General features: G+C 68.4%; 22 protein-coding genes and 1 pseudogene. 11 read left to right on the top strand and 12 right to left on the bottom strand.

The window, feature by feature from the left end:
- The first annotated feature begins 100 nt into the window (after positions 1-100).
- A complete protein-coding gene (locus tag HQ306_RS10280) occupies positions 101-1069 on the top strand; it encodes a sigma-70 family RNA polymerase sigma factor (RefSeq protein ID WP_027505171.1) in 969 nt (322 codons plus the stop codon).
- A gap of 63 nt (positions 1070-1132) precedes the next feature.
- Here HQ306_RS10280 and HQ306_RS10275 read toward each other — a convergent pair whose 3' ends face one another.
- Together HQ306_RS10275 and HQ306_RS10270 are read right to left on the bottom strand one after the other, a co-directional pair.
- Entirely contained in the window at positions 1133-3868 is a 2736-nt protein-coding gene (locus HQ306_RS10275) for a bifunctional GNAT family N-acetyltransferase/acetate--CoA ligase family protein (RefSeq protein ID WP_056444843.1), read from the bottom strand.
- A complete protein-coding gene (locus HQ306_RS10270) occupies positions 3861-5126 on the bottom strand; it encodes an acetoin utilization protein AcuC (protein WP_222630943.1) in 1266 nt (421 codons plus the stop codon). The genes HQ306_RS10275 and HQ306_RS10270 overlap by 8 nt, the downstream gene beginning before the upstream one ends.
- 162 nt (positions 5127-5288) lie before the next feature.
- On the opposite strand from HQ306_RS10270, the gene HQ306_RS10265 reads away from it, so the two are divergent.
- Positions 5289-5975 (top strand): metal-dependent transcriptional regulator, encoded by a 687-nt coding sequence (locus tag HQ306_RS10265; protein WP_027505168.1) that lies wholly within the window; start codon positions 5289-5291, stop codon positions 5973-5975.
- 48 nt (positions 5976-6023) lie between these two features.
- A complete protein-coding gene (galE, locus tag HQ306_RS10260) occupies positions 6024-7007 on the top strand; it encodes a UDP-glucose 4-epimerase GalE (RefSeq protein WP_222630941.1) in 984 nt (327 codons plus the stop codon).
- Between the two features lie 9 nt (positions 7008-7016).
- Here galE and HQ306_RS10255 read toward each other — a convergent pair whose 3' ends face one another.
- Entirely contained in the window at positions 7017-8087 is a 1071-nt protein-coding gene (locus HQ306_RS10255) for a DUF4192 domain-containing protein (RefSeq protein WP_222630939.1), read from the bottom strand.
- A gap of 138 nt (positions 8088-8225) precedes the next feature.
- On the opposite strand from HQ306_RS10255, the gene dtd reads away from it, so the two are divergent.
- On the top strand, positions 8226-8657 hold the full coding sequence (dtd, locus tag HQ306_RS10250) for a D-aminoacyl-tRNA deacylase (RefSeq protein WP_222630937.1): 432 nt from the start codon (positions 8226-8228) through the stop codon (positions 8655-8657).
- A 1-nt stretch (position 8658) separates the two neighbouring features.
- On the opposite strand, the gene HQ306_RS10245 is transcribed toward dtd, so the two are convergent.
- From HQ306_RS10245 to HQ306_RS10230, 4 genes are all read right to left on the bottom strand, one after another.
- Entirely contained in the window at positions 8659-9309 is a 651-nt protein-coding gene (locus HQ306_RS10245; protein ID WP_222630935.1) for a trimeric intracellular cation channel family protein, read from the bottom strand.
- A gap of 4 nt (positions 9310-9313) precedes the next feature.
- Positions 9314-10123 (bottom strand): sensor domain-containing protein, encoded by an 810-nt coding sequence (locus HQ306_RS10240; protein ID WP_261769372.1) that lies wholly within the window; start codon positions 10121-10123, stop codon positions 9314-9316.
- Between the two features lie 125 nt (positions 10124-10248).
- Positions 10249-10887, bottom strand: a complete 639-nt coding sequence (locus HQ306_RS10235) for an MBL fold metallo-hydrolase (RefSeq protein ID WP_222630933.1) — start codon at positions 10885-10887, stop codon at positions 10249-10251.
- Positions 10884-11969, bottom strand: a complete 1086-nt coding sequence (locus tag HQ306_RS10230) for an S-(hydroxymethyl)mycothiol dehydrogenase (protein ID WP_222630931.1) — start codon at positions 11967-11969, stop codon at positions 10884-10886. Before HQ306_RS10230 ends, HQ306_RS10235 begins: the two co-directional genes overlap by 4 nt.
- A 153-nt stretch (positions 11970-12122) precedes the next feature.
- Here HQ306_RS10230 and sthA point away from each other — a divergent pair.
- The 5 genes and pseudogenes from sthA to HQ306_RS10205 all read left to right on the top strand — a co-directional run bounded on the left by sthA (position 12123) and on the right by HQ306_RS10205 (position 19011).
- Positions 12123-13538 (top strand): annotated as a pseudogene (gene sthA / locus HQ306_RS10225) (Si-specific NAD(P)(+) transhydrogenase).
- A gap of 149 nt (positions 13539-13687) precedes the next feature.
- Positions 13688-14665 carry a proteasome assembly chaperone family protein gene (locus HQ306_RS10220; RefSeq protein ID WP_204867686.1) on the top strand — a complete coding sequence of 326 codons (978 nt, stop codon included), beginning with the start codon at positions 13688-13690 and terminating at the stop codon, positions 14663-14665.
- 109 nt (positions 14666-14774) lie between these two features.
- On the top strand, positions 14775-15812 hold the full coding sequence (locus HQ306_RS10215) for an alpha/beta fold hydrolase (protein ID WP_027505158.1): 1038 nt from the start codon (positions 14775-14777) through the stop codon (positions 15810-15812).
- A gap of 9 nt (positions 15813-15821) precedes the next feature.
- Entirely contained in the window at positions 15822-18320 is a 2499-nt protein-coding gene (locus HQ306_RS10210; RefSeq protein WP_222630929.1) for an RNA helicase, read from the top strand.
- 10 nt (positions 18321-18330) lie between these two features.
- The gene (locus HQ306_RS10205; protein ID WP_222630928.1) at positions 18331-19011 is read left to right on the top strand and encodes a PhzF family phenazine biosynthesis protein; all 681 of its coding nucleotides are present in this window, start codon (positions 18331-18333) and stop codon (positions 19009-19011) included.
- On the opposite strand, the gene HQ306_RS10200 is transcribed toward HQ306_RS10205, so the two are convergent.
- The gene (locus HQ306_RS10200; RefSeq protein ID WP_222630926.1) at positions 19008-19700 is read right to left on the bottom strand and encodes a hypothetical protein; all 693 of its coding nucleotides are present in this window, start codon (positions 19698-19700) and stop codon (positions 19008-19010) included. The genes HQ306_RS10205 and HQ306_RS10200 overlap by 4 nt on opposite strands.
- A gap of 37 nt (positions 19701-19737) precedes the next feature.
- Between HQ306_RS10200 and HQ306_RS10195 the strand changes: the two genes are divergently transcribed.
- Positions 19738-19929: a hypothetical protein gene (locus HQ306_RS10195; RefSeq protein WP_037185345.1), complete on the top strand. Its 192-nt coding sequence runs from the start codon at positions 19738-19740 to the stop codon at positions 19927-19929.
- Between the two features lie 17 nt (positions 19930-19946).
- On the opposite strand, the gene HQ306_RS10190 is transcribed toward HQ306_RS10195, so the two are convergent.
- Together HQ306_RS10190 and HQ306_RS10185 are read right to left on the bottom strand one after the other, a co-directional pair.
- Positions 19947-20798 (bottom strand): SDR family NAD(P)-dependent oxidoreductase, encoded by an 852-nt coding sequence (locus tag HQ306_RS10190; RefSeq protein WP_261769371.1) that lies wholly within the window; start codon positions 20796-20798, stop codon positions 19947-19949.
- On the bottom strand, positions 20795-21376 hold the full coding sequence (locus tag HQ306_RS10185) for a dihydrofolate reductase family protein (RefSeq protein ID WP_222630924.1): 582 nt from the start codon (positions 21374-21376) through the stop codon (positions 20795-20797). Before HQ306_RS10185 ends, HQ306_RS10190 begins: the two co-directional genes overlap by 4 nt.
- Positions 21377-21609: 233 nt before the next feature.
- Between HQ306_RS10185 and zapE the strand changes: the two genes are divergently transcribed.
- On the top strand, positions 21610-22620 hold the full coding sequence (zapE, locus tag HQ306_RS10180) for a cell division protein ZapE (RefSeq protein ID WP_222630921.1): 1011 nt from the start codon (positions 21610-21612) through the stop codon (positions 22618-22620).
- A gap of 109 nt (positions 22621-22729) precedes the next feature.
- Here the strand turns inward: zapE and HQ306_RS10175 are convergent, their stop codons facing one another.
- Together HQ306_RS10175 and HQ306_RS10170 are read right to left on the bottom strand one after the other, a co-directional pair.
- A complete protein-coding gene (locus HQ306_RS10175) occupies positions 22730-23077 on the bottom strand; it encodes a hypothetical protein (RefSeq protein WP_222630919.1) in 348 nt (115 codons plus the stop codon).
- 5 nt (positions 23078-23082) lie between these two features.
- Positions 23083-24288 carry an aspartate aminotransferase family protein gene (locus HQ306_RS10170; RefSeq protein ID WP_222631506.1) on the bottom strand — a complete coding sequence of 402 codons (1206 nt, stop codon included), beginning with the start codon at positions 24286-24288 and terminating at the stop codon, positions 23083-23085.
- Positions 24289-24297: the final 9 nt, after the last annotated feature.

Raw genomic sequence — 24297 nt, 5'->3', positions numbered from 1 at the left:
AACCGCAGCTCAGAGTGTTTGACGGAGGTGGGCTTCGGGAACTTTTCTGACGTGTCCCGGCGTTGTAGCCAGTGAGACACCACCGATCAGGAGGCACGTCATGACCAGCCCCACCACCATTCGCCCTCGACCGAGTGATGCCGACCTGGATGCACAGAGCCCGGCAGCGGACCTCGTTCGCGTCTACCTCAACGGTATCGGCCGCACGGCTCTGCTGACGGCCGCGGAGGAAGTCGATCTGGCGAAGAAGATCGAGGTGGGTTTGTACGCGACCCATGTGCTCGCGACCGGCAAGCGCCTCTCCCCCGCCAAGAAGCGTGACCTCGCGCTCATCGTCCGCGAGGGCCAGTCCGCTCGGGCACACCTCCTCGAGGCCAACCTCCGTCTCGTCGTCTCACTCGCCAAGCGCTACACGGGCCGCGGGATGCCGCTGCTGGACCTCATCCAGGAGGGCAACCTGGGTCTCATCCGTGCGATGGAGAAGTTCGACTACGCCAAGGGCTTCAAGTTCTCGACGTACGCCACCTGGTGGATCCGTCAGGCCATCACGCGCGGCATGGCGGACCAGAGCCGCACCATTCGTCTCCCCGTGCACCTGGTGGAGCAGGTGAACAAGCTCGCGCGGATCAAGCGTGAGCTGCACCAGCAGCTCGGCCGCGAGGCCACCGACGACGAGCTCGCCGAGGAGTCCGGCATCCCGGTCGAGAAGATCGCGGATCTGCTCGACCACAGCCGAGACCCGGTGTCGCTCGACATGCCCGTGGGCAGCGACGAGGAGGCACCGCTGGGCGACTTCATCGAGGACTCGGAGGCCACGTCCGCCGAGAACGCCGTGATCGCCGGGCTGCTGCACACCGACGTGCGCAGCGTGCTCGCCACGCTGGACGAGCGTGAGCAGCAGGTCATCCGGTTGCGCTACGGCCTCGACGACGGTCAGCCGCGCACCCTCGACCAGATCGGCAAGCTGTTCGGCCTCTCGCGTGAGCGCGTACGCCAGATCGAGCGTGAGGTCATGGGCAAGCTGCGTCAGGGCGACCGCGCCGAGCGACTGCGGTCCTACGCCAGCTGATCGACCCCCGCATCACGAGACAGGCCCCCGGCTCTCGCCGGGGGCCTGTCGTCGTTCACGGGCTCAGCGCAGGCGACGGGGGCCCAGATCGATACGGCTGGGCTCGGGCCCGATGCGGATCCGTGCGTCGGTGGTCTCCGCGCCACTCGGTGACGCGAGGACCGGGTCGCACACCAGCTCGCGCACCTCGGACAGATCGTCCGCCAGTGTGGAGACCCGGAGCACGACGTCCACCAGCGCGCCCTTGTTCACCGGGGACGCGGTGCGGTACCCCGACAGCATCGGCGCGGCCCGCGGCGCGTCGATGAGCTCCGCGGCTTCCCTCTCGGTGAGTGGGAGCACGCGGTACGCCCTGTCTCCCAGCAGATCCGACATGATGCCGGACAACCCGAACGACACCAGTGAGCCGAACGACGGATCGTCCTGGACCCGCACCAGGCACCCGATCCCCTTGGTCGCCATCCGCTGCACCTGCATCACCGGGGTGCCCGATGCCTCGAACAAATCCCGGTACGCGCGGGCGACGGCGTCCGGCCCCACGACGTCGAGGCGGACACCGCTCAGGTCGGGGCGGTGTCGCCACTGATCGCCGGTGGCCTTCACCGCGACGGGTCCTCCCAGCTCGCGGGCCGCCTCCACCGCCTCGGCCTCGTCCGTCACCGTGCGGAAGGCGGCGATCTCCACGCCGTAGCACCGCAGCAACTGCTCGGTCTCGACGTCCGAGAGCCACCGCCCCGAGGGACTGGCCGCCATCCAGCCGGCCACCAGTGCGCGCGCCGCGTCGGCGTCGACGCCGCCGGGCCGCACCACGCTGTCGGCCGGTCGATTCAGCCACGAGGCGTACCGCCACGCCTTCTGCAGCGCGTAGACCGCCCGCGCCGGGTCGGGATACGACGGCACCGATCCGCGGATCGGCGTTCCGTCGTCGCCGCGGACCGCCAGCACGTCCGGAATGCCCTCGGCGGCGAGGAAGGTCGTCAGCACCGGCTTGTCGGCGCCGCGGACCGCCGCGCCGAGTGCCTCGGCGTAGGAGGCGACACGGACGGCGACCGGAGGCACGAAGACCGCGAGAACGGTGTCCACGTCGTCCGACCGCAGCGCCGTGGTGACCGCGGCCGCGAACTCCTCGGGCGTGGCCTGCGCGCCCACGTCGACCGGGTCCGGTGCGGTCATGCCGCTGTCGCGTGCGGCGTCGACGGCGAGGACGCCGAGCGCCGTCGAGTTGCCCACCACCGCGACCCGCGGACCTGCCGGCAGGGGCTGATAACCCAGAAGGATGGCGCAGTCGAACAGTTCCGCGATCGAGTCGACCTGGATCACTCCCGCCTGCTCGAAGAGGGCACGCACGATCGTGTCGTCGATGTCCGTGCCGGTCGCCAGCGCGGGCGGTACGGCTCCGCGTCCGCTCTTGACCGCGACGATCGGCTTGGACCGCGCGACCCGGCGCGCGATGCGCCAGAACTTGCGGGCGTTGCCGAAGCTCTCGAGGTAGAGCAGGACCACCTCGGTGGCCTCGTCCTGGTCCCAGTACTGCAGCAGGTCGTTGCCGGACAGGTCGGCGCGGTTGCCGGCGGAGACGAACGTCGACAGTCCCAGGAGCCGTTTCGACGCCTGCGCCAGGATGGCGATACCCAGGGCACCCGACTGGCAGAAGAAGCCCACACGTCCGCGACCCGGGAGGTCCGTCGCCAGCGTGGCGTTGAGCGACACCGCGGGATCGAGGTTCGCGACGCCGAGAGCATTGGGGCCGACCAGGCGCATGCCGTGTGCACGAGCGGAGTGCACCAGGCGCCGTTCGTTCGCGCGCCCGTCCTCTCCCGTCTCACCGAACCCGGACGAGACCACCACCAGCGCCTTCACACCCTTGGCGAGACAGTCGTCGAGCACCGCGTCGATCTGGTCGGCCGGCACGGCGGCCACCGCGAGATCCACCTCGTCGGGAATGTCCCGCACCGTCGGGTACGCGCGCACTCCGCGCACCGACGTGTGTTCCGCGTTCACGGGATAGACGGGTCCGGTGAACGACCCGCGCAGCAGGTTGGTCAGCACCGCGTTGCCCACCTTCTCGGGGTCCGTCGAGGCACCGATGACGGCGACGGAGCGTGGGCCGAGCACGTTGCGGACGCTGCGGGCCTCGGCCGCGCGCTCGCGGGAGTTGCGCACCTGGACGAGCGCGTCGCTGGGATCGATGTCGAAGTCCAGGTTGAGCACGCCGCCGTCGAAGCTGCGACTGACCTGGTAGCCGGCCTGCCGGAACACGGTGACCATGTTGCGGTTCTCCGCGAGCACCTCGGCGACGAAGCGGCGCACCCCGTTCTCCGCGGCCGCCCCCGCCAGATGCTCGAGCAGGATCGGACCGAGCCCACGACCCTGGTGCGCGTCGGCGACGACGAAGGCCACCTCGGCGGAGTTGCCGTCGCCCTGCGGCAGGCGCTCGTACCGGCCGACGGCGATGATCTCGTCGCCGAGCGTCGCGACGAGGGCCACCCGCGACGTGTGATCGACCGTCGTGAAGTTGAGGATGTCGCGCTTGGGCATGGTGGGGTACGGACCGAAGTAGCGCAGGTACCGCGTCCGCTCGGACAGCTTGCCGTGGAACTCGACCAGGGCGTCGGCGTCACCGGGCACGATCGGCCGCAGATGCACCACGCGGCCGTCGGACGCGAGCACGTCGGCGGCCCAGTGCCGCGGGTAGTTCTCGGCCCGCTGCCGCTCGAGCTCCTTCGGATCCGGCGGCGTCGGCGCGTCCGGTGCCGTCTGCGCTGTCGGTGTCTCGGGTGCGGGCGTCTCGTCAGTCACGCGGATCCTCCGGGTCGAGTCCCCACAGCGGGTAGACGGCGCGGCGGGTGGCCACGATGGCGGTGTCGATGCGTTGGATGGCGCGATCGACGTGCTCGACACCCGACTCCGGGGAACCACCCGGCCCGTCCCACGGCGGGTAGTCCACGTCGCCGTCGTCGCTCATCGTGGACGGCAGGTCGATGCTCGGCGCGGCGAGCCGCACCTTCTCGTGCCACTCGTCCGGAATGGACGTCGTCGGATCGAGATCGCGGTCGAGCACCGCGGCGATGAGATGGGTCCAGGCACGGGGCACCACCCGCACCAACCCGTATCCGCCACCCCCCACCGCGAGCCACCGACCCTCACAGACCTGGTCGGCGAGGTCGCGCATCGCACGGAACGCGGCGCGCTGCCCGTCCACGGTGAGTCCGAGATCGGCGAGCGGATCCTCCCGATGACTGTCCACGCCGCACTGGCTGATGATGATCTGCGGCTTGAACGCCGCCACCGCTCCGGGCACCACCGCGTGAAACGCTCTCAACCACAACCGGTCTCCCGTGCCGGGCAGGACCGGCACGTTGACGGAGGTGCCCTCCGCGGTGTCGGCACCCACCTCGGTGGACCATCCGGTATTGGGCCACAGCGTGGCCGGGTGCTGGTGCACCGAGACCGTCATGACGCGGGGATCGGCGAGGAACGCCGCCTGGACACCGTCACCGTGATGAGCGTCCACGTCGATGTAGGCGATGCGGTCGTACCCGTTGTCGAGCAGCCACGAGATGGCGATGGCCGCGTCGTTGTAGACGCAGAAGCCCGACGCCCAGTCCGCCATGGCGTGGTGCATGCCCCCGCCGATGCTCACCGCGCGGCGCGAGCGTCCCGACGCGATGGCCCGCGCGGCGGTCAGGGTGCCACCCGCGATGACCGCACTGGCCTCGTGCATGTCGGGGAACACCGGATTGTCCTCGGATCCGAGACCGTGCAGCACCTCGGACGCCCGCGAACCCAGCGGCAGGTCACGCGGCGCGCGCTTGACCGCCTCGACGTACCCCGGCGTGTGCACCCGTAACAGCTCACTGTCCGACGCGACCTCCGGCGGCAGCAGTTCGGTCCCCTCGAGCAGACCGATCCCCCGCGCCAGATCCATGGTGAGTGCGAGGCGGGTGGGATTCATCGGGTGGTCGTCGCTCCACCGGTAGTTCAGGTAGTCCGCACTCCAGACCAGAGCGGACTGCCCCGGAGGCGACTGCGATGTCGAGGACGACTGCAGAGTCATGGCCCTCAACCTACGTGTCCGATTCGGCGTTCGTGATCGACTCGCGCACACGTGCTCGACGGGTCGTGGCAGGGCGGACACACCGCGGCTCACCACGCCGCACCTGGACCCACCGGTGAACCGTCCGTACCGGTAGAATCCACGACGACGAAGGGTGTGATTGTGAAGGATCTGGTGGACACCACCGAGATGTATCTCCGGACCATCTACGACTTGGAAGAAGAAGGGGTCGTTCCCCTGCGCGCCCGCATCGCCGAGCGCCTCGAGCAGAGCGGACCGACCGTGAGCCAGACCGTGGCTCGGATGGAGCGCGACGGGCTGCTCCTGGTCGCGGGCGACCGGCATCTGCAGCTGACGGAGAAGGGCCGCGAGCTCGCGGTCGCCGTGATGCGCAAGCACCGACTCGCCGAGCGGCTGCTCGTGGACGTGATCGGCCTGCGCTGGGAGGACGTGCACGCCGAGGCCTGCCGCTGGGAGCACGTCATGAGCGAGGAGGTCGAACGTCGCCTCGTCGAGGTGCTGGACAACCCGACCACCTCGCCGTACGGGAACCCGATTCCCGGTCTCGCACTGCTGGGTTCGTCCCGGCCGACCGAGCAGCCGGAGGATCTGGTGCGCCTCAGCGACATCGCGCCCGGAACGCCCACCGCCGTGGTGGTGCGCCGCCTCGCGGAGTACGTGCAGTCCGACCCCGACACGATCGCGCGCCTGCGCGAGGCCGGAGTCGTCCCGGACGCGCGCGTCACCGTGTCCGTCACGCCGGGCGCGGTCACCATTACCGTGCCGGGCCACGACGACGTCGACCTGTCCGAGGAGATGGCGCACGCCGTTCAGGTCCGCACCATCTAGCTGCTCGGGTCTCTCGCGGAGTTCCCATACACAGGAATCGGAGTTCGAGTGAAGTTCGTGGTGACCGGCGGCGCCGGCTACGTCGGCAGTGTGTGTGCGGCCGTCCTGATGGAGAACGATCACGACGTCGTCGTGGTCGACGATCTGTCCACCGGCAACGCCGACGGGGTGCCCTCGGGTGCGGAGTTCGTCGAGGGCCCCGTCGCCGAGGTCGTCTCGTCCGTGCTCGGACGCGAGAAGGTCGACGGGGTCCTCCACTTCGCGGCTCAGTCGTTGGTCGGCGAGTCGGTGGAGAAGCCGGAGAAGTACTGGCGCGGCAACCTCGGTGCGGCGCTGGAACTGCTCGATGCCATCGTCGAGCACCAGGTTCCGCGCCTCGTGTTCTCCTCGACCGCCGCGACGTATGGGGAGCCCGAGCGCACGCCCATCACGGAGGACTTCCCCACTCGGCCCACCAACCCGTACGGAGCCAGCAAGCTCGCGATCGACCACGCGATCACGGGATACACCGCGGCGCACGGGTTCGGGGCGACCAGCCTCCGATATTTCAACGTGGCCGGAGCACACGCCGGTCTCGGCGAGAACCGTGTCGTCGAGACCCACCTCATTCCTCTCGTCCTGCAGGTCGCTCTCGGACACCGTGAGTCCATCTCGGTGTTCGGCACCGATTGGCCGACACCGGACGGTACGGCCGTCCGTGACTACATCCACGTCCGCGATCTGGCCGACGCGCACCTGCGCGCCCTGTCCCAGAGCGTCCCCGGGAATCACCGGATCTTCAATCTGGGTAGTGGCGAAGGGTTCTCGGTGCGCGAGGTCATCGACGCGTGCCGCCGCGTCACCGGCGTCGACATCGCCGTCACGGACGCACCCCGGCGAGCCGGCGATCCGGCAGTGCTCGTCGCGTCGAGCGAGAAGGCCATGGCCGAGCTCGGCTGGAAGCCCGAGCTCACCGATCTCGACGTGATCGTCGCGGACGCCTGGGCGTTCCTGCAGTCTCTCGGCGACAGGGCGCACTCCGCCCGTCGCTGACCCCGGGCCTCACACCGCGTCCGGCGGCAACTCGACCCCCAGGTCCTCCGCCAGTGACCGCGCGGACAGCACGAGCTCACGCACCACGGTGGGTCGCACACCGTTCTGCAGAGCCGTGTCCAGCAGTTGCGCGAAGCGGTACTCCGGATCCGCGGTCAACGCCGTCTGCAGCGCCACCCCGGCGAGCGGTCCGTCTCCGCGCAGGTACGCCCACGCCCCCAGCATCGTCGCGGGGTGCGCTCGGTCCGGTCCGCTGACCCGCCGCGTCAGCTCGACCCACACCGCCTCGGCCGTGGGTCCCAGCGCGGTCGTCGCGAGGCCGAGAACGGCGTCCCGCACCGCGATCGTGCTGATCGCCACCATGATGCGCGCCGCCGTCAGGTGGTCGAGCTCGTCGGAGGCGTGCAGTGCCTCGAGGAAGACGACCGTGTCCGCCAGCAGGTCCGAGTGGCCGACCGGCCCGTCCTCCAGCTCGACCCGCAGTCGGCTGTTGCGGAACCGTTCGCACTCCGACTCCGGAACGGGTTGCAGCAGCAGCGCGATCTCCGACCGGGACGTGCGGATCTGCCGTCCCGCCATCACGCGGGACGCCGCGACCTGCGACGAGCCGGGATCGGGCAGCGTGCCGCACCGCGGATCACCACCCAGGCTGCGCCACCGCTGACCGACCGCCAGGTGGGACACGTGGTGCACACCGAACAGGTCGATCCCGCGCGGGTCGAGTGTGTCCCGCAGCGCATCGGCCACCACCTCGTACGGCATCGTGAACTTCGACCCGGTGATCAGCACCGCGACGACCGCGTCCAGACCCTCTCTCGTGCAGACCTCGCCGCACCGCTCGATCACGTCGGCGAGCTCGGGTGAGTCGAGCCGGTCGGAGAGGTCCTGCCGCATGCACATCTCCACGACGGTGGGGCTGCCGGTGCTGAGGCAGATGAGCACGATGGACCGCGCCGGCACGAAGCCGAGCAGAGCCGGAACGGCGGCGATGAGGTCGCCCACCGACGTCACGACGGGGTGGTCCGCCGTCGTGGACGACGGGGATCGATGGCGGGGAACGGGGTAAGGGCGTCGAGTCATGAGGAGGACTGTCCGCGTGCGGCCGACAGGTCCTCCGGGGTCGACCTGGGCCGATGAAACGGCCTGTGGATCGGCCCGCGCCCGGGGATGGACGCTCGCGCGGCTGCCACACTCGTCAGGAGACGACGAGAGGCAACCGTGCGCGCAGTGATCCAGCGAGTGAGCAAAGCGACCGTTCGAGTCGACGGCGTGGAGGTCGGACGTATCGGCGCCGGACTCCTGGCCCTCGTCGGGGTGTCACCGTCGGACGGCGCCGCGGACGTCGAGCACGTCGCCCGCAAGATCGCGGATCTCCGCATCCTGCCGGACGAACGATCCGTCTCGGACGATCCCGACGCAGCCGAGGTCCTCGTCGTGTCCCAGTTCACGCTGTACGGGGACACGCGCAAGGGCCGTCGGCCGTCGTGGAACGGTGCGGCGGCGGGCGACGTCGCAGAACCGCTGGTCGATGCGGTGGTGGCATCGCTCCGGGCGCGCGGCATCACGGTCGCGACGGGTGTGTTCGGCGCGCACATGGCGGTGCAGTCGGTGAACGACGGGCCCATGACCGTCCTCGTCGACAGCCACTGACTCACCGGCCTCGTCTGCGCCGCGGACGGCGCCACACCACTTCCTCCGGCAGCATCCACCCGCGACGGCGCGCGAGGAGACACAGAGCCGCGCCGACCACGGTCGCGGCGATCAGAGCGATCGTCGGTTGCCCTGCGGCCTGCACCACCACGAGGGTGGCGCTCGCGATCAGGGCGCACGACGCGTAGAGCGTGTTGCCGCCGAAGATGGTGGGGATGCGGCCGACCGCCACGTCGCGGATCGCACCGCCGCCCACCGCGGTGACGGCGCCGAGTCCGATGGCCGGGAGCCACCCGAGTCCCACGCCCAGGGTCTTCTGAGCCCCTGCCGCGGCCCAACAGCCGAGTGCCAGCGCGTCGACGTACGGGAAGACTCGGTCCCACCCACGCCCTTCGAAGCGCACGGCGAACGCGACGACGGCACCGATCAGTGCCACCGTCAGATAGCGGTAGTCGGTGACTGCGACGGGCGGCCCGGCCTGGAGCAGCGTGTCGCGGATGATGCCGCCGCCGAGCCCCGAGACGATGGCGAGAACCGAGAAGCCGACCAGGTCGAAGCGAAAGGCCCGAGCGACGGCGCCGCCGAGCAGCGCGTTGGCGAAGACACCCGTGAGGTCGAGGACCCGGAACAGCTCGGGTACGGCCACGGTCATGGGGTTATCCCCCGGCCTTGACCTTCTGCACCGCGGCGGTGAAGGTGCGGTCGAGCGTGGCGGAGTCGGGCGTCAGTTCCCCGAAGGACATGTACGTCGCCGTGACGCGGACGTCGTCGACCTGGGCCAGCAGCGACAGCATGGACTGCGTGACCTCGCCCGCCTGGCCGCCGGAGGTGACGGTACGACGCAGCGCAAGGGTGTCGTCGGCGCCGATCGGCGGCGGCGGAACGATGTCGGTGGTCACCAGGCTCGTCACACCGGCAGAGGTGGCCTCGACCTCCGAGCACTCCTCCCACAACGCCTTCCGATCCTCCAGCGTCGTGTCCACCCGGGACAGCTCGATGGAGATGGTGGCCCGGTTCTCGGGATCGGTCGCGACCAGCAGTGCCGTCGAGTCGGGATCCGACGATCGTGCTTCCGGCTTGCATCCCGCCGGTTCGACGGACGCGTCGGCCGCGATGCCGTCGAGGTCCTGAGCCGCCTGCGCCACGGCCTGCGGGGGCAGCACCACGGCCTGGTACGGCGCCGTGAAGGTGCTGGGATCGAGAAGCAGGGCCGACAGCGATCCCGCCGCGTCGGGACTCGCCGAGGTGCTGGACGGAGTGCTCGACGGTGTGGTGGTCGTCGACGACGATGATCCGGGTGCACTCGACGGAGCGGCGGAGGGCGGCGGACCGCCGGCCTCGGGAGTCCCGCTCACCGTGGAGCCACCGCATCCCGCCAGCACGGCGGCCGCGAGGGCGACGAGCGCACCGGCCCGCACCGCGGACACTCTGCTGGTGGCATCGGAACTCGTCGCTCGCGTCTGCATGTCTCCCCTGTCGGTGTGGCCCCCGGGCGTCCGGGAACCGTGCGTGGCCTCGACGCTGCCACACCGGCGGCCGCCCGTCCGCGGGCCACACCGAGGGGTGTCCGGTTCGTTATCCGGCGCTCGGCTCAGGACCCGCGAGCGATCCATTCCTCGAGATGGGGCGATTCGTCGCCGATGGACGTCCCGTCACCGTGGCCGGTGTTGACCACCGTCTCCGGTGACAGCGCGAACAGTCGCTCCCGAATGCTGCCGATGATCGTCGGGAAGTCCGAGTAGGACCGGCCGGTGGCACCGGGCCCACCGGAGAACAACGTGTCGCCACTGAAGAGCTGGCCGGCCTCGGGAAGGTACAGGCAACTCGACCCGGGTGAGTGTCCCGGCGTGTGCAGAACCTTGATCTCGGTGCCGGCGACCGAGATCCGGTCCCCGTCCGCCAGATCACGGTGAGCCAGTCCCGGGTGCGTCTGTTCCCAGAGCACGTCGTCTGCCGGGTGCAGCAGAATCGGTGCGTCGAGCCGCTCCGCGAGCTGGGGAGCGACCGTCACGTGATCGTTGTGTCCGTGCGTGCACACCACGGCGACGACCTTCCGGCCGCCGACCGCGTCGATGATCGGGGCCGCGTCGTGCGCCGCGTCGACGATCACCACCTCGGAATCGTCGCCGACGATCCAGATGTTATTGTCGACGGCCCAGGATCCGCCGTCGAGCTCGAACGTGCCCGAGGTGACGACCTTCTCGACCCGGAAGCCGGACGGCGCGGTCACAGGACCACCACCGAACGCAGGACCTGCCCCTTGGCCATGGTGTCGAACGCCGCCTCGACGTCGTCCAGCGCGATGCGCTCGGTCACGAACTTCTCCAGCGGCAGGCGACCCTGCTGGTACAGGTCGACCAGCATCGGGAAGTCGCGCTCGGGAAGGCAGTCTCCGTACCACGACGACTTGAGCGAACCGCCGCGACTGAAGAAGTCGATCAACGGCATCTCGAGCGTCATGTCCGGCGTCGGCACACCGACCAGGACGACGGTGCCGGCCAGGTCGCGGGCGTAGAAGGCCTGCTTCCACGTCTCGGGACGTCCGACGGCGTCGATCACCACGTCGGCACCGAAGCCGCCGGTCAACTCCTGGATGGCCTCGACCGCGTCCACGTCGGAGGCATCGACGGTGTGCGTGGCACCCAGGCCCGTCGCCCATTCGAGCTTGCCCTTGTCGCGGTCCACAGCGATGATCGTGCCCGCTCCGGCGAGCCGGGCACCGGCGATGGCGGCGTTGCCGACGCCGCCGCATCCGATGACGGCGACGGAGTCACCGCGTCCGACGTTGCCGGTGTTCATCGCCGCGCCGAGGCCTGCCATGACGCCGCAGCCGAGCAGTCCGACGACGGCGGGGTCGGCGGAGGGATCGACCTTGGTGCACTGGCCCTCGTGCACGAGGGTCTTGTCGGCGAAGGCGCCGATGCCCAGTGCGGGCGAGAGTTCCGTGCCGTCCTCGAGTGTCATCTTCTGCGAGGCGTTGTGCGTGTCGAAGCAGTACCAGGGCTCACCGCGCTTGCAGGCACGACACTGACCGCACACGGCGCGCCAGTTGAGCACCACGAAGTCGCCGACCTCGACGTGGGTGACCGCGTCGCCGACCGTCTCCACGATGCCGGCCGCCTCGTGGCCGAGCAGGAACGGGAACTCGTCGTTGATGCCACCCTCGCGGTAGTGCAGGTCGGTGTGGCAGACGCCGCAGGCCTGCACCCGCACGACCACGTCGTTGGAGCCCGGATCGGGGATGACGATTGTCTCGAGGGACACCGGAGCACCCTTGCTCCGAGCGACGACGCCGCGGACCTGCTGTGGCATTTCTTGCCTCCATCTGTCGGTACTGCCGGGTGCTGCGAACCTGACCGTCACCCTAACGATGCACAGGTGCGAACTGCTGCATCGGAGAGGTGTTCACCCAGTCGTGACACGCACGGCACACCGGATTCTCCTGACGGGACTACTTGTTGGGGCATGTCGGACCAACTCGAATACGACCTGGTAGTCATCGGTTCCGGACCGGGAGGGCAGAAGGCCGCGATCGCGGCGGCGAAACTGGGCAAGCGCGTCGCCATCATCGAGAAGGGCAGCATGCTCGGCGGCGTGTGCGTCAACACGGGCACCATCCCGTCGAAGACGCTGCGCGAGGCGGTTCTCTATCTGACAGGCCTCAATCAACGCGAGCTCTACGGAGCGAGCTATCGCGTCAAGGCGAACATCACGCCGTCGGATCTGCTGGCCCGGACGTCCCACGTGATCGGCAAGGAGGTCGAGGTCGTCCGATCGCAATTACTGCGCAACCGAATAGAGATGATCACCGGCGAGGGCCGGTTCCTCGACGCGCACACCATCGCGGTGGACGACCGCAGCCGCGGCGAGCGCATCATGGTCGGCGCGCGGAACGTCGTGATCGCCACCGGGACGGCGCCCGCCCGTCCCGACGACGTCGAGTTCGACAACTACCGCGTGCTGGACTCCGACGGCATTCTGGATCTGCAGTTCATCCCGTCGTCGATGGTGGTGGTCGGAGCCGGCGTCATCGGGATCGAGTACGCCTCCATGTTCGCGGCGCTCGGATGCAAGGTGACCGTGGTCGAGAAGCGCGACACCATGCTCGACTTCTGTGACCGTGAGATCGTCGAGTCGCTGCAGTTCCACCTGCGCGACCTCGCGGTCACGTTCCGCTTCGGCGAGGCGGTCACGGCCGTCGACGTGGGTCCGTCGGGAACGGTCACCACGCTGGCGAGCGGGAAGAAGATCCCGGCCGAGACGGTGATGTACTCGGCCGGACGTCAGGGCATGACCGACGGGCTGGATCTGGAGAAGGCCGGACTCGAGGCGGACGCCCGAGGACGGATCGACGTCGACGACGACTTCCAGACCAAGGTGGACACGATCTACGCGGTCGGTGATGTCATCGGATTCCCCGCGTTGGCCGCGACGTCGATGGATCAAGGCCGACTGGCCGCTTATCACGCCTTCGGCGAGCCGGGGAACAAGCTCACCGACCATTAGCCCATCGGCATCTACTCCATCCCGGAGGTGTCCTACGTCGGCGCGACCGAGGTGGAATTGACGAAGAACTCGGTTCCCTACGAGGTGGGCGTGTCCCGCTACCGCGAACTCGCGCGCGGACAGATCGCGGGAGACTCCCACGGGATGCTGAAACTGATCGTGTCCACCGTCGACCGACGGGTCCTCGGCGTGCACATCTTCGGTTCCGGCGCGACCGACCTCGTGCACATCGGACAGGCGGTCATGGGGTGCGGGGGCACGGTCGACTATCTGGTCGACGCCGTCTTCAACTATCCGACCATGTCCGAGGCGTACAAGGTCGCGGCGCTGGACGTCGCCAACAAGATCCGGGCTCTGGAGGCTTTCACGCGCTGACCGGCGACGGCGGGGAATGTCGGGGTCCCCGCCGTCGTTGGGAGGAGAAACGGGTGAAGCCCGGTCGCGCAGGGTCGCTGTGGGAAAATGGGGTAACCGCACAGTGGTGCCCCGGCAGGACACGCACGGCGACGAGGAAGGACACCGGCATGGACGAGAAGTCGAGAATGTACGAGCTGGAGTTTCCAGCGCCCCGAGTGTCGTCCGAGGACGGCGTGGGTCCGGTGCTGGTCCACGGCCTCGAGGGTTTCTCCGACGCAGGTCACGCGGTCAAGCTGGCCACCACGCATCTGCGCGAGACCCTGGAGACCGAACTGGTGGCGTCCTTCGACGTCGACGAGCTGCTCGACTACCGCTCACGTCGCCCCATGATGACGTTCTCCGCCGACCACTTCTCCGACTACGACGAGCCGCACCTCAATCTCTACGCGGTGCAGGACGCCGTGGGCACCCCGTTCCTGCTGTTGGCGGGTCTCGAACCCGACCTGAAGTGGGAGAAGTTCACCACCGCGGTGCGTCTGCTGTCGGAGCAGCTCGGAGTACGCCGCACCATCGGCCTCAACTCCATTCCCATGGCGGTGCCGCACACCCGGCCGCTGGGGGTCACCGCCCACTCCAGCGACACCGACCTGGTGGGCGAGCACCACAAGTGGTCGGGTGAGCTGCAGGTGCCGGCCAGCGCCTCGTCCCTGCTCGAGTACCGCATGGCGCAGCACGGCCACGAATCGATGGGCTTCTCGGTACACGTGCCGCACTACCTGGCACAGACGGCGTACCCGAGCGCGGCGGAGACGCTGCTCGAACTGGTCGCCGAATCGTCGAAGCTGACCATCCCGTTGAACGCACTGACGGAATCCGCGGCACGGGTGCGCGAGCAGGTCGACCAGCACGTCGAGGGCAACCCGGAGGTCCAGTCCGTGGTCCAGGCACTCGAGCGTCAGTACGACACCTTCGTCACGGCGCAGGAACAGCAGTCGACGCTCCTCGCCGCGGACGAGGAACTGCCCAGCGGCGACGAACTGGGTGCCGAGTTCGAGAAGTTCCTCGCGGAGCAGACCGAGTTCGTCGAGGACGAGCCGTCGCCCGAGACGCACGAGGGTCCCGAGGACGGAACCGACCGCTCCTGACGTCACGAGTTCTTACCCAGCCGTAACCCGACGGCTGTGTGAACGGTGACGATCCCGGTTTACGCTCGGTCGGCGACACACACGGTGCCGCCGATCGAGAGGGGCCGGGATGTCCGACACACGCCGCCGCGCCCTGCGTCCGGTTCCCGACGCGGAACCGCGGCTGCACTTCCGCACGGTGCACGGTTATCGACGTGCCTTCCGGATGGCGGGAGACGGACCGGTACTGCTGCTGATCCACGGCATCGGTGACAGCTCCGAGACCTGGCTCGACGTGCTCCCCCATCTCGCGTCGAAGTACACCGTCATCGCGCCGGACCTGCTCGGCCACGGACTGAGCGACAAGCCTCGTGCCGACTACTCGGTGGCCGCATACGCGAACGGCATCCGCGATCTGCTCGTCACCCTCAACATCGACGCGGTGTCCGTGGTGGGCCACTCGCTCGGCGGCGGTGTGGCCATGCAGTTCGCCTACCAGTATCCGGACATGGTCGAGCGCCTCGTCCTCGTCTCGGCGGGCGGTGTCACCAAAGACGTCCACCCGGCGCTGCGACTCATGTCCACGCCCATCGTCAACGAGGCGTTCAAGTTGCTGCGCCTGCCCGGCGCCATGCGCATGCTGCGCATGGCGGGCGCTGCGATCGACCAGTTGGACGGCACTCCTCTGCACCCCGGGGCCGTCCTGCACGACACACCCGATCTGGTCCGCGTTCTCGGCAACCTCCTCGACTCCACCGCCTACGACGCCTACCTGCGCACGCTGCGGGCCGTCGTCGACTGGCGCGGGCAGGTGGTCACCATGCTCGACCGGTGTTACCTGACCGAGAACCTGCCCGTGCAACTCATCTGGGGTGATCAGGACACGGTCATCCCCATCGCCCACGCGACGCTCGCGCACGCCGCGATGCCCGGCTCCCGCCTCGACGTCTTCGCCGGCGCCGGCCACTTCCCGTACCGCGACGATCCGATGCGCTTTCTCGAGGTCCTGGAGAACTTCCTCGGGACGACGATGCCGCTGAAGTTCGACGAACAGCGATGGCGGCAGATGCTCGTCTCCGGTGTCGGCGAGGACGCCATCACCGGCAGTGCGACGACGAGGCAGGCGGTCCTGGGTGCCATGGGGTCGGACGAGAGGTCGGCTACGTAACCTGTAGTGATGCTGCTGACCGAGATGGTTCCTGACTCCGCGTCGGCCGACGATCTGTACGACGCGTTCACCACCTGGGTCTCCGACCGTGGACTCGAGCTGTATCCGCTGCAGGACGAGGCCGTCATCGAGTTGGTCTCCGGCAACAACGTCGTGCTCGCCACCCCCACGGGGTCGGGAAAGTCGATGGTGGCCATCGCCGCTCACTTCGCCGCGTACGCGGCCGGCATCCGATCGTTCTACACGGCGCCGATCAAGGCGCTCGTCAGCGAGAAGTTCTTCGCACTGTGCGAGATCTTCGGTGCGGACAAGGTCGGCATGGTCACGGGCGACGCCTCGGTCAATGCGTCGGCACCCATCATCTGTGCGACAGCGGAGATCGTCGCCAACATGGCACTGCGGGAGGGGCCGGACTCGTCCATCGGCCAGGTGATCATGGACGAGTTCCACTACTATTCCGAGCCCGATCGCGGCTGGGCGTGGCAGGTGCCGCTCATCGAACTCCCCCACGCCCAGTTTCTGCTGATGTCCGCCACTCTCGGCGACGTCTCCTTCTTCCGCGACGACCTGACCCGCCGGACCGGACGGGTCACCACCGTCGTCGAGGGCTCCGAACGCCCTGTGCCGCTGATGTTCTCCTACCGACTCACACCCGTCGTCGAGACCATCGAGGAACTCGTCTCCACGCACCTCGCACCCGTCTACCTCGTGCACTTCACGCAGGCCTCGGCACTCGAACGGGCTCAGGCGCTCACCTCGATCACCGTCGCCTCCAAGGAGACCCGTGCGGCCATCGCCGAGGCCATCGGTGGCTTCCGGTTCACCACCGGATTCGGTAAGACGTTGTCCCGCTTGGTCCGTCACGGCATCGGCGTGCACCACGCGGGCATGCTGCCGCGCTACCGGCGGCTCGTCGAGAAGCTGGCGCAGGAGGGTCTGCTCGCCGTGATCTGCGGAACGGACACTCTCGGCGTCGGGATCAACGTGCCCATCCGCACCGTGCTGCTCACCGGACTGACGAAGTACGACGGTGTTCGCACGCGCCAGTTGCGCGCCCGCGAGTTCCATCAGATCGCCGGTCGCGCAGGCAGAGCCGGGTACGACACCCTCGGCACCGTCATGGTGCAGGCACCCGAACACGAGGTCGAGAACGCCCGACTCGTCGCCAAGGCGGGCGACGATCCCAAGAAGCTGAAGCGTATTCAGCGCAAGAAAGCACCCGACGGTTTCGTCTCCTGGGGCAAGCCCAGTTTCGAGCGACTCGTGGCGGCGAGCCCGGAGCCGCTGACCTCGAAGTTCTCGGTGAACAACTCGATGCTGCTCAACGTCATCGCCCGCCCGGGCAGTTGTTTCGACGCGATGCGGCATCTGCTCGAGGACAACCACGAGACCAGAGCGAACCAACGGCGACACATTCTCCAGGCGGTGCGGTTGTACCGGGGTCTACGCGACGCCGGCATCGTCGAGCAGCTTCCCGAGCCGGACGAGGACGGGCGCACCGCACGGCTCACCGTCGACCTGCAGCGCGATTTCGCTCTCAATCAGCCGCTGTCGCCGTTCGCCCTCGCGTCGTTCGAGCTGCTCGACCAGGAGTCGCCGTCCTACGCGCTCGACGTGGTGTCCGTCATCGAGGCCACCCTGGACGACCCCCGCCAGATCCTGATGGCCCAACAACACGCGGCGCGCGGCGAGGCGGTGGCGCAGATGAAGGCGGACGGTCTCGAGTACGAGGAGCGTATGGAGCTGCTCGAGGAGGTCACGTGGCCCAAGCCGCTGGCCGATCTTCTGGGCCCCGCCTTCGAGATCTACCGCGGTGGGCACCCCTGGCTGTCCGAGTTCGGCCTCTCCCCCAAGTCCGTGGTGCGCGACATGATCGAGAAGTCGATGACGTTCACGGAGCTGATCTCACACTACGGTCTCTCCCGCTCGGAGGGCTCCGTGCTGCGGTACCTCGCCGACGCGTATCGCGCTCTGCGACAGACGGTTCCACCGGAGGCTCGCACCGAGGACGTCCAGGACATCACCGAATGGCTCGGCGAAACGGTGCGCCAGGTCGACTCCAGCCTTCTCGACGAGTGGGAGAACCTCACCGATCCGACGTTCGAGGAGGACGGTACACCCGTCGTCGCGTACGGAGCCGACACACCGAAACCCATCTCTGCGAACCCCCGAGCGTTCCGGATCATGGTGCGCAACGCCCTGTTCCGACGCGTCGAGCTGGCGTCCCGTCGTCGCTGGGACCTCCTCGAGGAGCTGGGCGACGAGGTCGACTGGCAGGACGAGCTCGAGCCCTACTTCGAGGAGTACGGCGAGATCGGCATGACGCCCGCCGCCCGCGGACCGCACCTGTTCTCGTTCGTCCAGACCCGCGAGGAGACCACTGCGCGTCAGGTTCTCGACGATCCGGACGGCGACCACGGCTGGTCGCTGGACGCGACGGTGGACGTCGAGGAGTCCGACGCCCTCGCCGAGATCGTGTTCGACGACATCACCGTCACCGCAGGCTGAGAGGAAGACCATGTCATTCGACGTCCATGTCGTGCGGGTGTTCACCGACGACCAGGGTCGATGGGGCAACCCCCTCGGCATCGTCGACGCTGCGTCCGTTGCCCCGTCGGATCGCCAGTCCGTAACGCACGACCTGCAGTACAGCGAGACGGTGTTCGTCGATGTTCCCGAGAGCCCTGTCGACTCCGCCGCCCTCCGCATTCACACGCCCGCCGTCGAGTTGCCGTTCGCCGGGCACCCCACCGTGGGCACAGCAGCATGGCTGGCCGGCCGCGGAACTCCGGTGGAGACGTTGCTCGTCCCCGCGGGCGAGGTTGCCGTCCGAGTCGCCGGCGACACCACCTACGTCCGTGCACGGCCCGAATGGGCACCACACTTCGAGTTCCGTCAGGTCCGGGGCGCCGACGACGTTCTGGCCGTGGACCCCGCCGAGTTCACCACGGGCCACCACTACGTCTGGGCATGGGTGGACGAGGAGCGCGGGGCGATCCGGTCACGCATGTTCGCCCCCGACATGGGCGTCCGCGAGGACGAAGCCACGGGCTCGGCCGCCGTCCGCGTCACTGAGCTCCTGGGTCGAGATCTGAGCATCGTCCAGGGCCGCGGGTCGGTGCTGTCGACCACGTTGTCCGACGACGGGTGGGTGGAGCTCGGCGGGCGCGTGGTGGTGGACGAGTCGCGAACTCTCTAGTCCAGCACGACCGCGATCTCACGCCCCAGCTCGACGCCCTCCGCCAAGGGAAGGTGATCGCCGCTCCAGAACCGGCCGGGGTCGTACCAGTTCGCGCGGCGCCGCGGTGGCCTCAGGCCCACCTTGTCGAAGGGCTTCAGCGGCGTCGGTGACTCTCGTGGATCGAGCAGACCCATCGCCTCGTACGTCAGGGCCACCACCTCCGCGCAGTAGGCGGTCTCGAGTCGACGGTCGTCCTTGGCCGAGACCGCTGGGAGCCGCCCCGCGAACCATCTACCCGCCAGCTTCGCGGTGGTCGGGAATGCGGTGCCGTCGAGTCGCGCGATGGTCCGCATCAGCTCGTCTTCTTGTTCACGCGTGATCGGCGACTGCAGTTGCCGGAACCAGCATTTCTGGTCATAGCGCTCGCCCCAGTGAGTGACGGCGTCGCGTAGGTCGTGCAGCTGCACGCCGCGCTGATGGCGCCCGGTCCACATGTCGGGCAGTGACTGGCCCAACTCGGCATGCCACATCAAGGGCGGCAGGTCGTCGAGGACCACGGCCATGCCCACGTGATTCACCGGGCTGTTCGTCAGCGTCTGGATCGCACGATCCGCCGCCGACCGGCCGCGGAAGATCCAGAGATCGCCTGTCCGCGTGGTCTCCACGGCGGTGGCGAGGTTGACTGAGGACACTCCGTCGACGCTCATCGACGACGAGCCTAGTTCGTGGCGCTAGCCTTCATGAATGGCTGCACGATCCCGAAAGATCTCCGTGCGCGGTCTGCTGAAGGTCGCAGGTCTCGCCGGCGCCGTCGGCGTGGCAGCGTCCGGCGTCCTCGTCGCCCGCAACGAGCGTCAGCGTCGTCAGTACGAACCGGACGAAGTGCGCGAGCGGTTGCACCAGCGGCTGGCCGTGGCCACGTCCACGAAGCGCTAGCGTTCGATCGTCACCTCCTAACTGCTCGGAGTGGTGATCGAGCGAGCGAGCGCAGTCGCGGGAAAACGCTCGTCGCGCCGATAGTCCCCCAGTCGGCGCGCGAGCGCCTCTGCAACCTGTCCGGGCGCGTCATCGCCCACCAGCAGTCGCAGCCTGTCGTCGCCCGGGCTGCGGACATGGTCGACGATCGCCGCCGCAGCATCCGCGGGCGCCGTCCCACCGCCCGTCCCCTCTCGCGGCCACGGCACGGCGGGAGTGCCGAACACCGCGGTCCGCAGATCGTCGTAGTCGGGAGACGGAGCGCTGAATCGCATGCTTCCTGTGCCCCACTGGGTGTCGACCGCGCCGAGCTCCGCGATGCTCACGCGAATCCCGAAATCCTTCACCTCAGCTTCCATCGCCTCACTGAAGGCTTCGAGCGCCCACTTCGACGCGGCGTACAGACCCAGGGTGGGCATCGTGCCGACGGCTCCGACGGTCGATATCTGCACGATGTGGCCGGACCGCCGAGGCCGCATGACCTCGACAGCCGCTTGACTGAGCCAGAGCGCACCGAAGAAGTTCGTGTCGACGATGTCGCGGGCCTCCTGCTCCGTCGTCTCCTCGATGGCACCCACCGCCCCGTGACCCGCGTTGTCGACCAGTACGTCGAGGCGGCCGAACTTCTCGACGACGGACGAGACGACCGCCCGCGCCGCGCCGCGATCGCGCACGTCCAGGTGATCGACGACGAGTCGCTCGTGAGCGGGAAGGTCTGCCTCGCCCCTCACGGTCGCGATCACGCTGTCCCCCACGTCGAGCACACGGTCCACGAGCGCGCGACCGAGCCCTCGACTCGCACCGGTGATCAGCCACACCCGGCCGCTCATGATCCGACCCCCGCTCGACGGGTGTACTCGGCGATGACGACTCCGGAGTCGAATGCCCGCAGTCGGGTGCGCTCGAACGGCCGGTCAGCGTATCGGGCACCGGCGAACAGGCGCACACCGTCTCCGAGAACAACCGGGTTGATCTTCAGGACGAGTCGGTCGATCTGGTCGACGAGGTCACCCGCCAGCGCTCCCCCACCCGCCAGCCAGATTTCGGCGCCGTCTTCCTCACGGAGCTCGCGGACGGTGGCGACGGGGTCCGCGGTGACCGTCACGTCCGGCGACTCCGTCTGCCGGTGCCGAGAAGCCACGAACTGCCGCAGGTGCGGGTAGGGGCTGACGATGCCCGCGTCCAGAGCCGCTGCGTACGTCGTCCAGCCCATGATCACCGTGTCGAACAACATTCCGCTGGAACGGATTCCGAGAGCGCTCTGCACGTGTGCGGGAAGTGTGTCGGCGAACTCGTCCACGAGCACGTCCATATGGTCGCCCTCGTCGAGGAACGCGCTCCAGGTGCCGTCGGGAGCCGCGATGAATCCGTCGAGGCTCGTCGCCACGTAGTACGTCACATCGCGCATGGGTGATCCCCTTTCGATCGGGCCCTTGCACGGTAGGTGCTCGACGGCCCCGCGCGCGACCCATTTCCGCAGTGGCGCAGGTCCTCGGCCGCATCTGATGCCACCCGATCGTGGTCGATTCTGCCGATTGGCAGAATTTCCGACGATCGGGTGCCGAAAAGTGCACAGTGCACGGGTCACTACGTGTCCGAACACACGTATCCCGACGTGAAGGAGTTTCGTACGGTCTAGCGGTGCGGCTTCGTCGATCTGTTCGGGACAACCTGGTCGCGCCCGGGGCGATCCGTGCGGCCGCGCACGCCGACGGCCTCACCCTGGACATGTATCAGCTCGCCGCGGCCGACGCGCTCGAACAGCTTCGGAATCGCGGCGTCTACCTGTGGGGTCCGCCCGGTCGCGGCAAGACATGGCTGATGGATCAGTATTTCGCGCTGGCGTCGACCGACCGGAAGACGCGCACTCACTTCCATCGCTTTCTCGCCGACCTCCATACGGTTCTTCACAAGAACCGCCACGACCTGGCTGCCGCACTGGACCATCTCGTCGGCGACGTCGATGCCCTGTGCTTCGACGAACTGCACGTCCACGATCCAGCGGACGCGATCTTCGTCAGTCGACTCCTGACAGCGCTGTTCGAGCGTTCGACGGTTGTCGTTGCGACATCGAACTACGCTCCCAGCGGACTACTTCCGAACCCGTTGTTCCACAACATGTTCGAGCCGGCAATCCGTCTCATCGAACGGTCGATGAACGTCGTGTGTGTCGACGGACCGATCGATTACCGCACCGTCGAACCCCCGTCGACACGCACCGGCTTCGCTGCAGGCCGGTGGATCAGCCTCGAGGACACCCAGCCGAGCCGGATGCCTGCTCCCGAACCTCGAGAGGCCGAGCTTCTCACTATCGGCGGTCGAACCGTCGAGACACTCGCCGTGCGCGCAGACCTGGTGTGGTTCACCTTCGACTCGTTATGCGTCCGGCCCCACGCCCCGACAGATTTCCTCGCCCTGGCAGAACGCTTCCCCCGGTGGGTGATCAGCGAAATCCCGGGGCCGAGCCGACTCGCCCGCGACGCTGCTCATCGTTTCGGCAGTCTCGTCGACATCCTTTACGACGCGTCCATCCGAACGGACTTCCTAGCGGATGTCCCTCTGAAGGAGTTCCTCGGCAGTCGACACCTGCCCATCGACACCAGTCGCATGGCCAGCCGGCTGGGTTCGGTCGACGCAGCGACGCGGGACTGACACGCTCGACACGTGCCGACTGCTGTGCGTCACACAAGCTACGGTTTCAAGAATCTGCTGACATCCCCGGGAGCCGCTGATGCTGCAACATCCGTACACCCCGGGTAAGTCAGCGAGCAGGACCTTCCCGCAACTCTGCCCCTGCAGGGAAGGCGAGAACGAACTCCTCACCCACGTCTCCCACCGCGTCCGAGACTGCTGTGGTCACGACGATGCGGTGATCGTCGACGGTCCGGATCCGCACCGTTCGACCCTGATATGTGAACTTGTCCATCAGGAATCGGAGGCCGCGGGGCTCGAGCGCCTCTTCGGCCTCTGGCCACTCCGATACCGCGGCCAACGGTCGGCCGAGCCGGTCGACCGGCACCAGATCGGGTGCCTGCGACTGCATGTCGATCCACCCGATCACCTCGCCGTCCTCGCGGGCGTGCGGGATCCAGTGATCGGGAACTGCCACGACGCTCAGCTCACCGTGGCGTCCAGCGCCCGCGCGGTGGCGGACGCCATCTGTTCGACCTGTTCGTCGGTCATGACGAACGCCGGCGAGAACTGGATCGCGCCGTTGCCGGCCGCTCGCGCGGAGACACCTTCGCGGCGCAGAGTCTTGACGAACGGCATCGCGTAGGACGGATCGGCGAACTGCACCGCGGCGACGACACCCATCCCACTGCGGACCTCGCTGACCAGGTCGTGCGAGGCCAGGGGCGAGAGATGCCGGTGCAGCGTGGCTTCGAGGCGCGACGCGTGCGTCAGCAGGTCCTCGTTCTCGATGATGTCGAGGTTGGCCATGGCCGCGGCAGCGGCGCCGGCGTGCCCGCCGTACGTGTAGCCGTGGCGCCACCAGGCGCCGCCCTCGTAGAACGGCTCGGCGACGCGCGGGGCGACGAAGACCGCACCCATCGGCACGTAGCCCGACGTCAGACCCTTCGCGGTGCACATCATGTCGGGCTCGAGGCCCAGCTTCGACGACGCGAACCACGCTCCGCCGATACGACCGAATCCGGTCACCACCTCGTCGGCCACGAACAGGATGTCGTGGTCGCGGCAGATCTGACGCACCTCGTGCAGGTAGCCCTCGGGCGGCAGGTAGACCCCGCCGGCACCGATGATCGGCTCGGCGAAGAACGCGGCGATGGTGTCCGCGCCCTCCTTCTCGATCAGTTCGAGCAGCGCCTTGCCCTCGTCCCACGCGACCGTCCGCGCGTCCGTCATCAGCTCGCCGTAGTTCTCCCGGTTCAGCGGGAGTCCGGACAGTGCGGTGCCGGCGACGTGCATGCCGTGGTACGCCTTCTGGCGGCCGACGACGACGGTCTTGCCGGGCTTACCCATCTGGTGCCAGTAACGCCGGGCCAGCTTGGCAGCGGTGTCGATCGAGTCGGAGCCGCCCGAGGTGAAGAAGACCTTGCTGCCCGCGACGGGCGCGATCGCTGCGAGGCGGTCGGCGAGTTCCAGCGTCACGTCGGGAACGACGTCGCCGAACGTCGAGTAGTGCGCGAGCGTGGACAGCTGCCGCGCCACGGCGTCCGCGATGGCGGTGCGGCCGTGACCCACGTTCGTGAACCACAGACCCGCGGTGCCGTCGAGATACTCGGTGCCGGCCGTGTCCCAGATGCGCGCGCCCTCACCTCGGGCGACGACGAATCGGCCGCCGGACTCGACGGTGTGCATGTCGGCGAA

The organism is Rhodococcus sp. BP-160 (genome assembly GCF_019836205.1).
Taxonomy (GTDB): domain Bacteria; phylum Actinomycetota; class Actinomycetes; order Mycobacteriales; family Mycobacteriaceae; genus Rhodococcoides.
The sequence above is the reverse complement of the archived record's forward strand: the minus strand, read 5'-3'. Positions and strand labels throughout refer to the sequence as shown.

Coding starts and splice junctions, on each gene's coding strand:
- HQ306_RS10280 (WP_027505171.1), top strand. CDS start 101: ATGACCAGCCCCACCACCATTCGCCCTCGACCGAGTGATGCCGACCTG.
- HQ306_RS10270 (WP_222630943.1), bottom strand. CDS start 5,126: ATGACTCTGCAGTCGTCCTCGACATCGCAGTCGCCTCCGGGGCAGTCC.
- HQ306_RS10255 (WP_222630939.1), bottom strand. CDS start 8,087: ATGACTCGACGCCCTTACCCCGTTCCCCGCCATCGATCCCCGTCGTCC.
- HQ306_RS10245 (WP_222630935.1), bottom strand. CDS start 9,309: ATGACCGTGGCCGTACCCGAGCTGTTCCGGGTCCTCGACCTCACGGGT.
- HQ306_RS10240 (WP_261769372.1), bottom strand. CDS start 10,123: ATGCAGACGCGAGCGACGAGTTCCGATGCCACCAGCAGAGTGTCCGCG.
- HQ306_RS10230 (WP_222630931.1), bottom strand. CDS start 11,969: ATGCCACAGCAGGTCCGCGGCGTCGTCGCTCGGAGCAAGGGTGCTCCG.
- HQ306_RS10220 (WP_204867686.1), top strand. CDS start 13,688: ATGGACGAGAAGTCGAGAATGTACGAGCTGGAGTTTCCAGCGCCCCGA.
- HQ306_RS10215 (WP_027505158.1), top strand. CDS start 14,775: ATGTCCGACACACGCCGCCGCGCCCTGCGTCCGGTTCCCGACGCGGAA.
- HQ306_RS10210 (WP_222630929.1), top strand. CDS start 15,822: ATGCTGCTGACCGAGATGGTTCCTGACTCCGCGTCGGCCGACGATCTG.
- HQ306_RS10205 (WP_222630928.1), top strand. CDS start 18,331: ATGTCATTCGACGTCCATGTCGTGCGGGTGTTCACCGACGACCAGGGT.
- HQ306_RS10200 (WP_222630926.1), bottom strand. CDS start 19,700: ATGAGCGTCGACGGAGTGTCCTCAGTCAACCTCGCCACCGCCGTGGAG.
- HQ306_RS10195 (WP_037185345.1), top strand. CDS start 19,738: ATGGCTGCACGATCCCGAAAGATCTCCGTGCGCGGTCTGCTGAAGGTC.
- HQ306_RS10190 (WP_261769371.1), bottom strand. CDS start 20,798: ATGAGCGGCCGGGTGTGGCTGATCACCGGTGCGAGTCGAGGGCTCGGT.
- HQ306_RS10185 (WP_222630924.1), bottom strand. CDS start 21,376: ATGCGCGATGTGACGTACTACGTGGCGACGAGCCTCGACGGATTCATC.
- HQ306_RS10170 (WP_222631506.1), bottom strand. CDS start 24,288: ATGCACACCGTCGAGTCCGGCGGCCGATTCGTCGTCGCCCGAGGTGAG.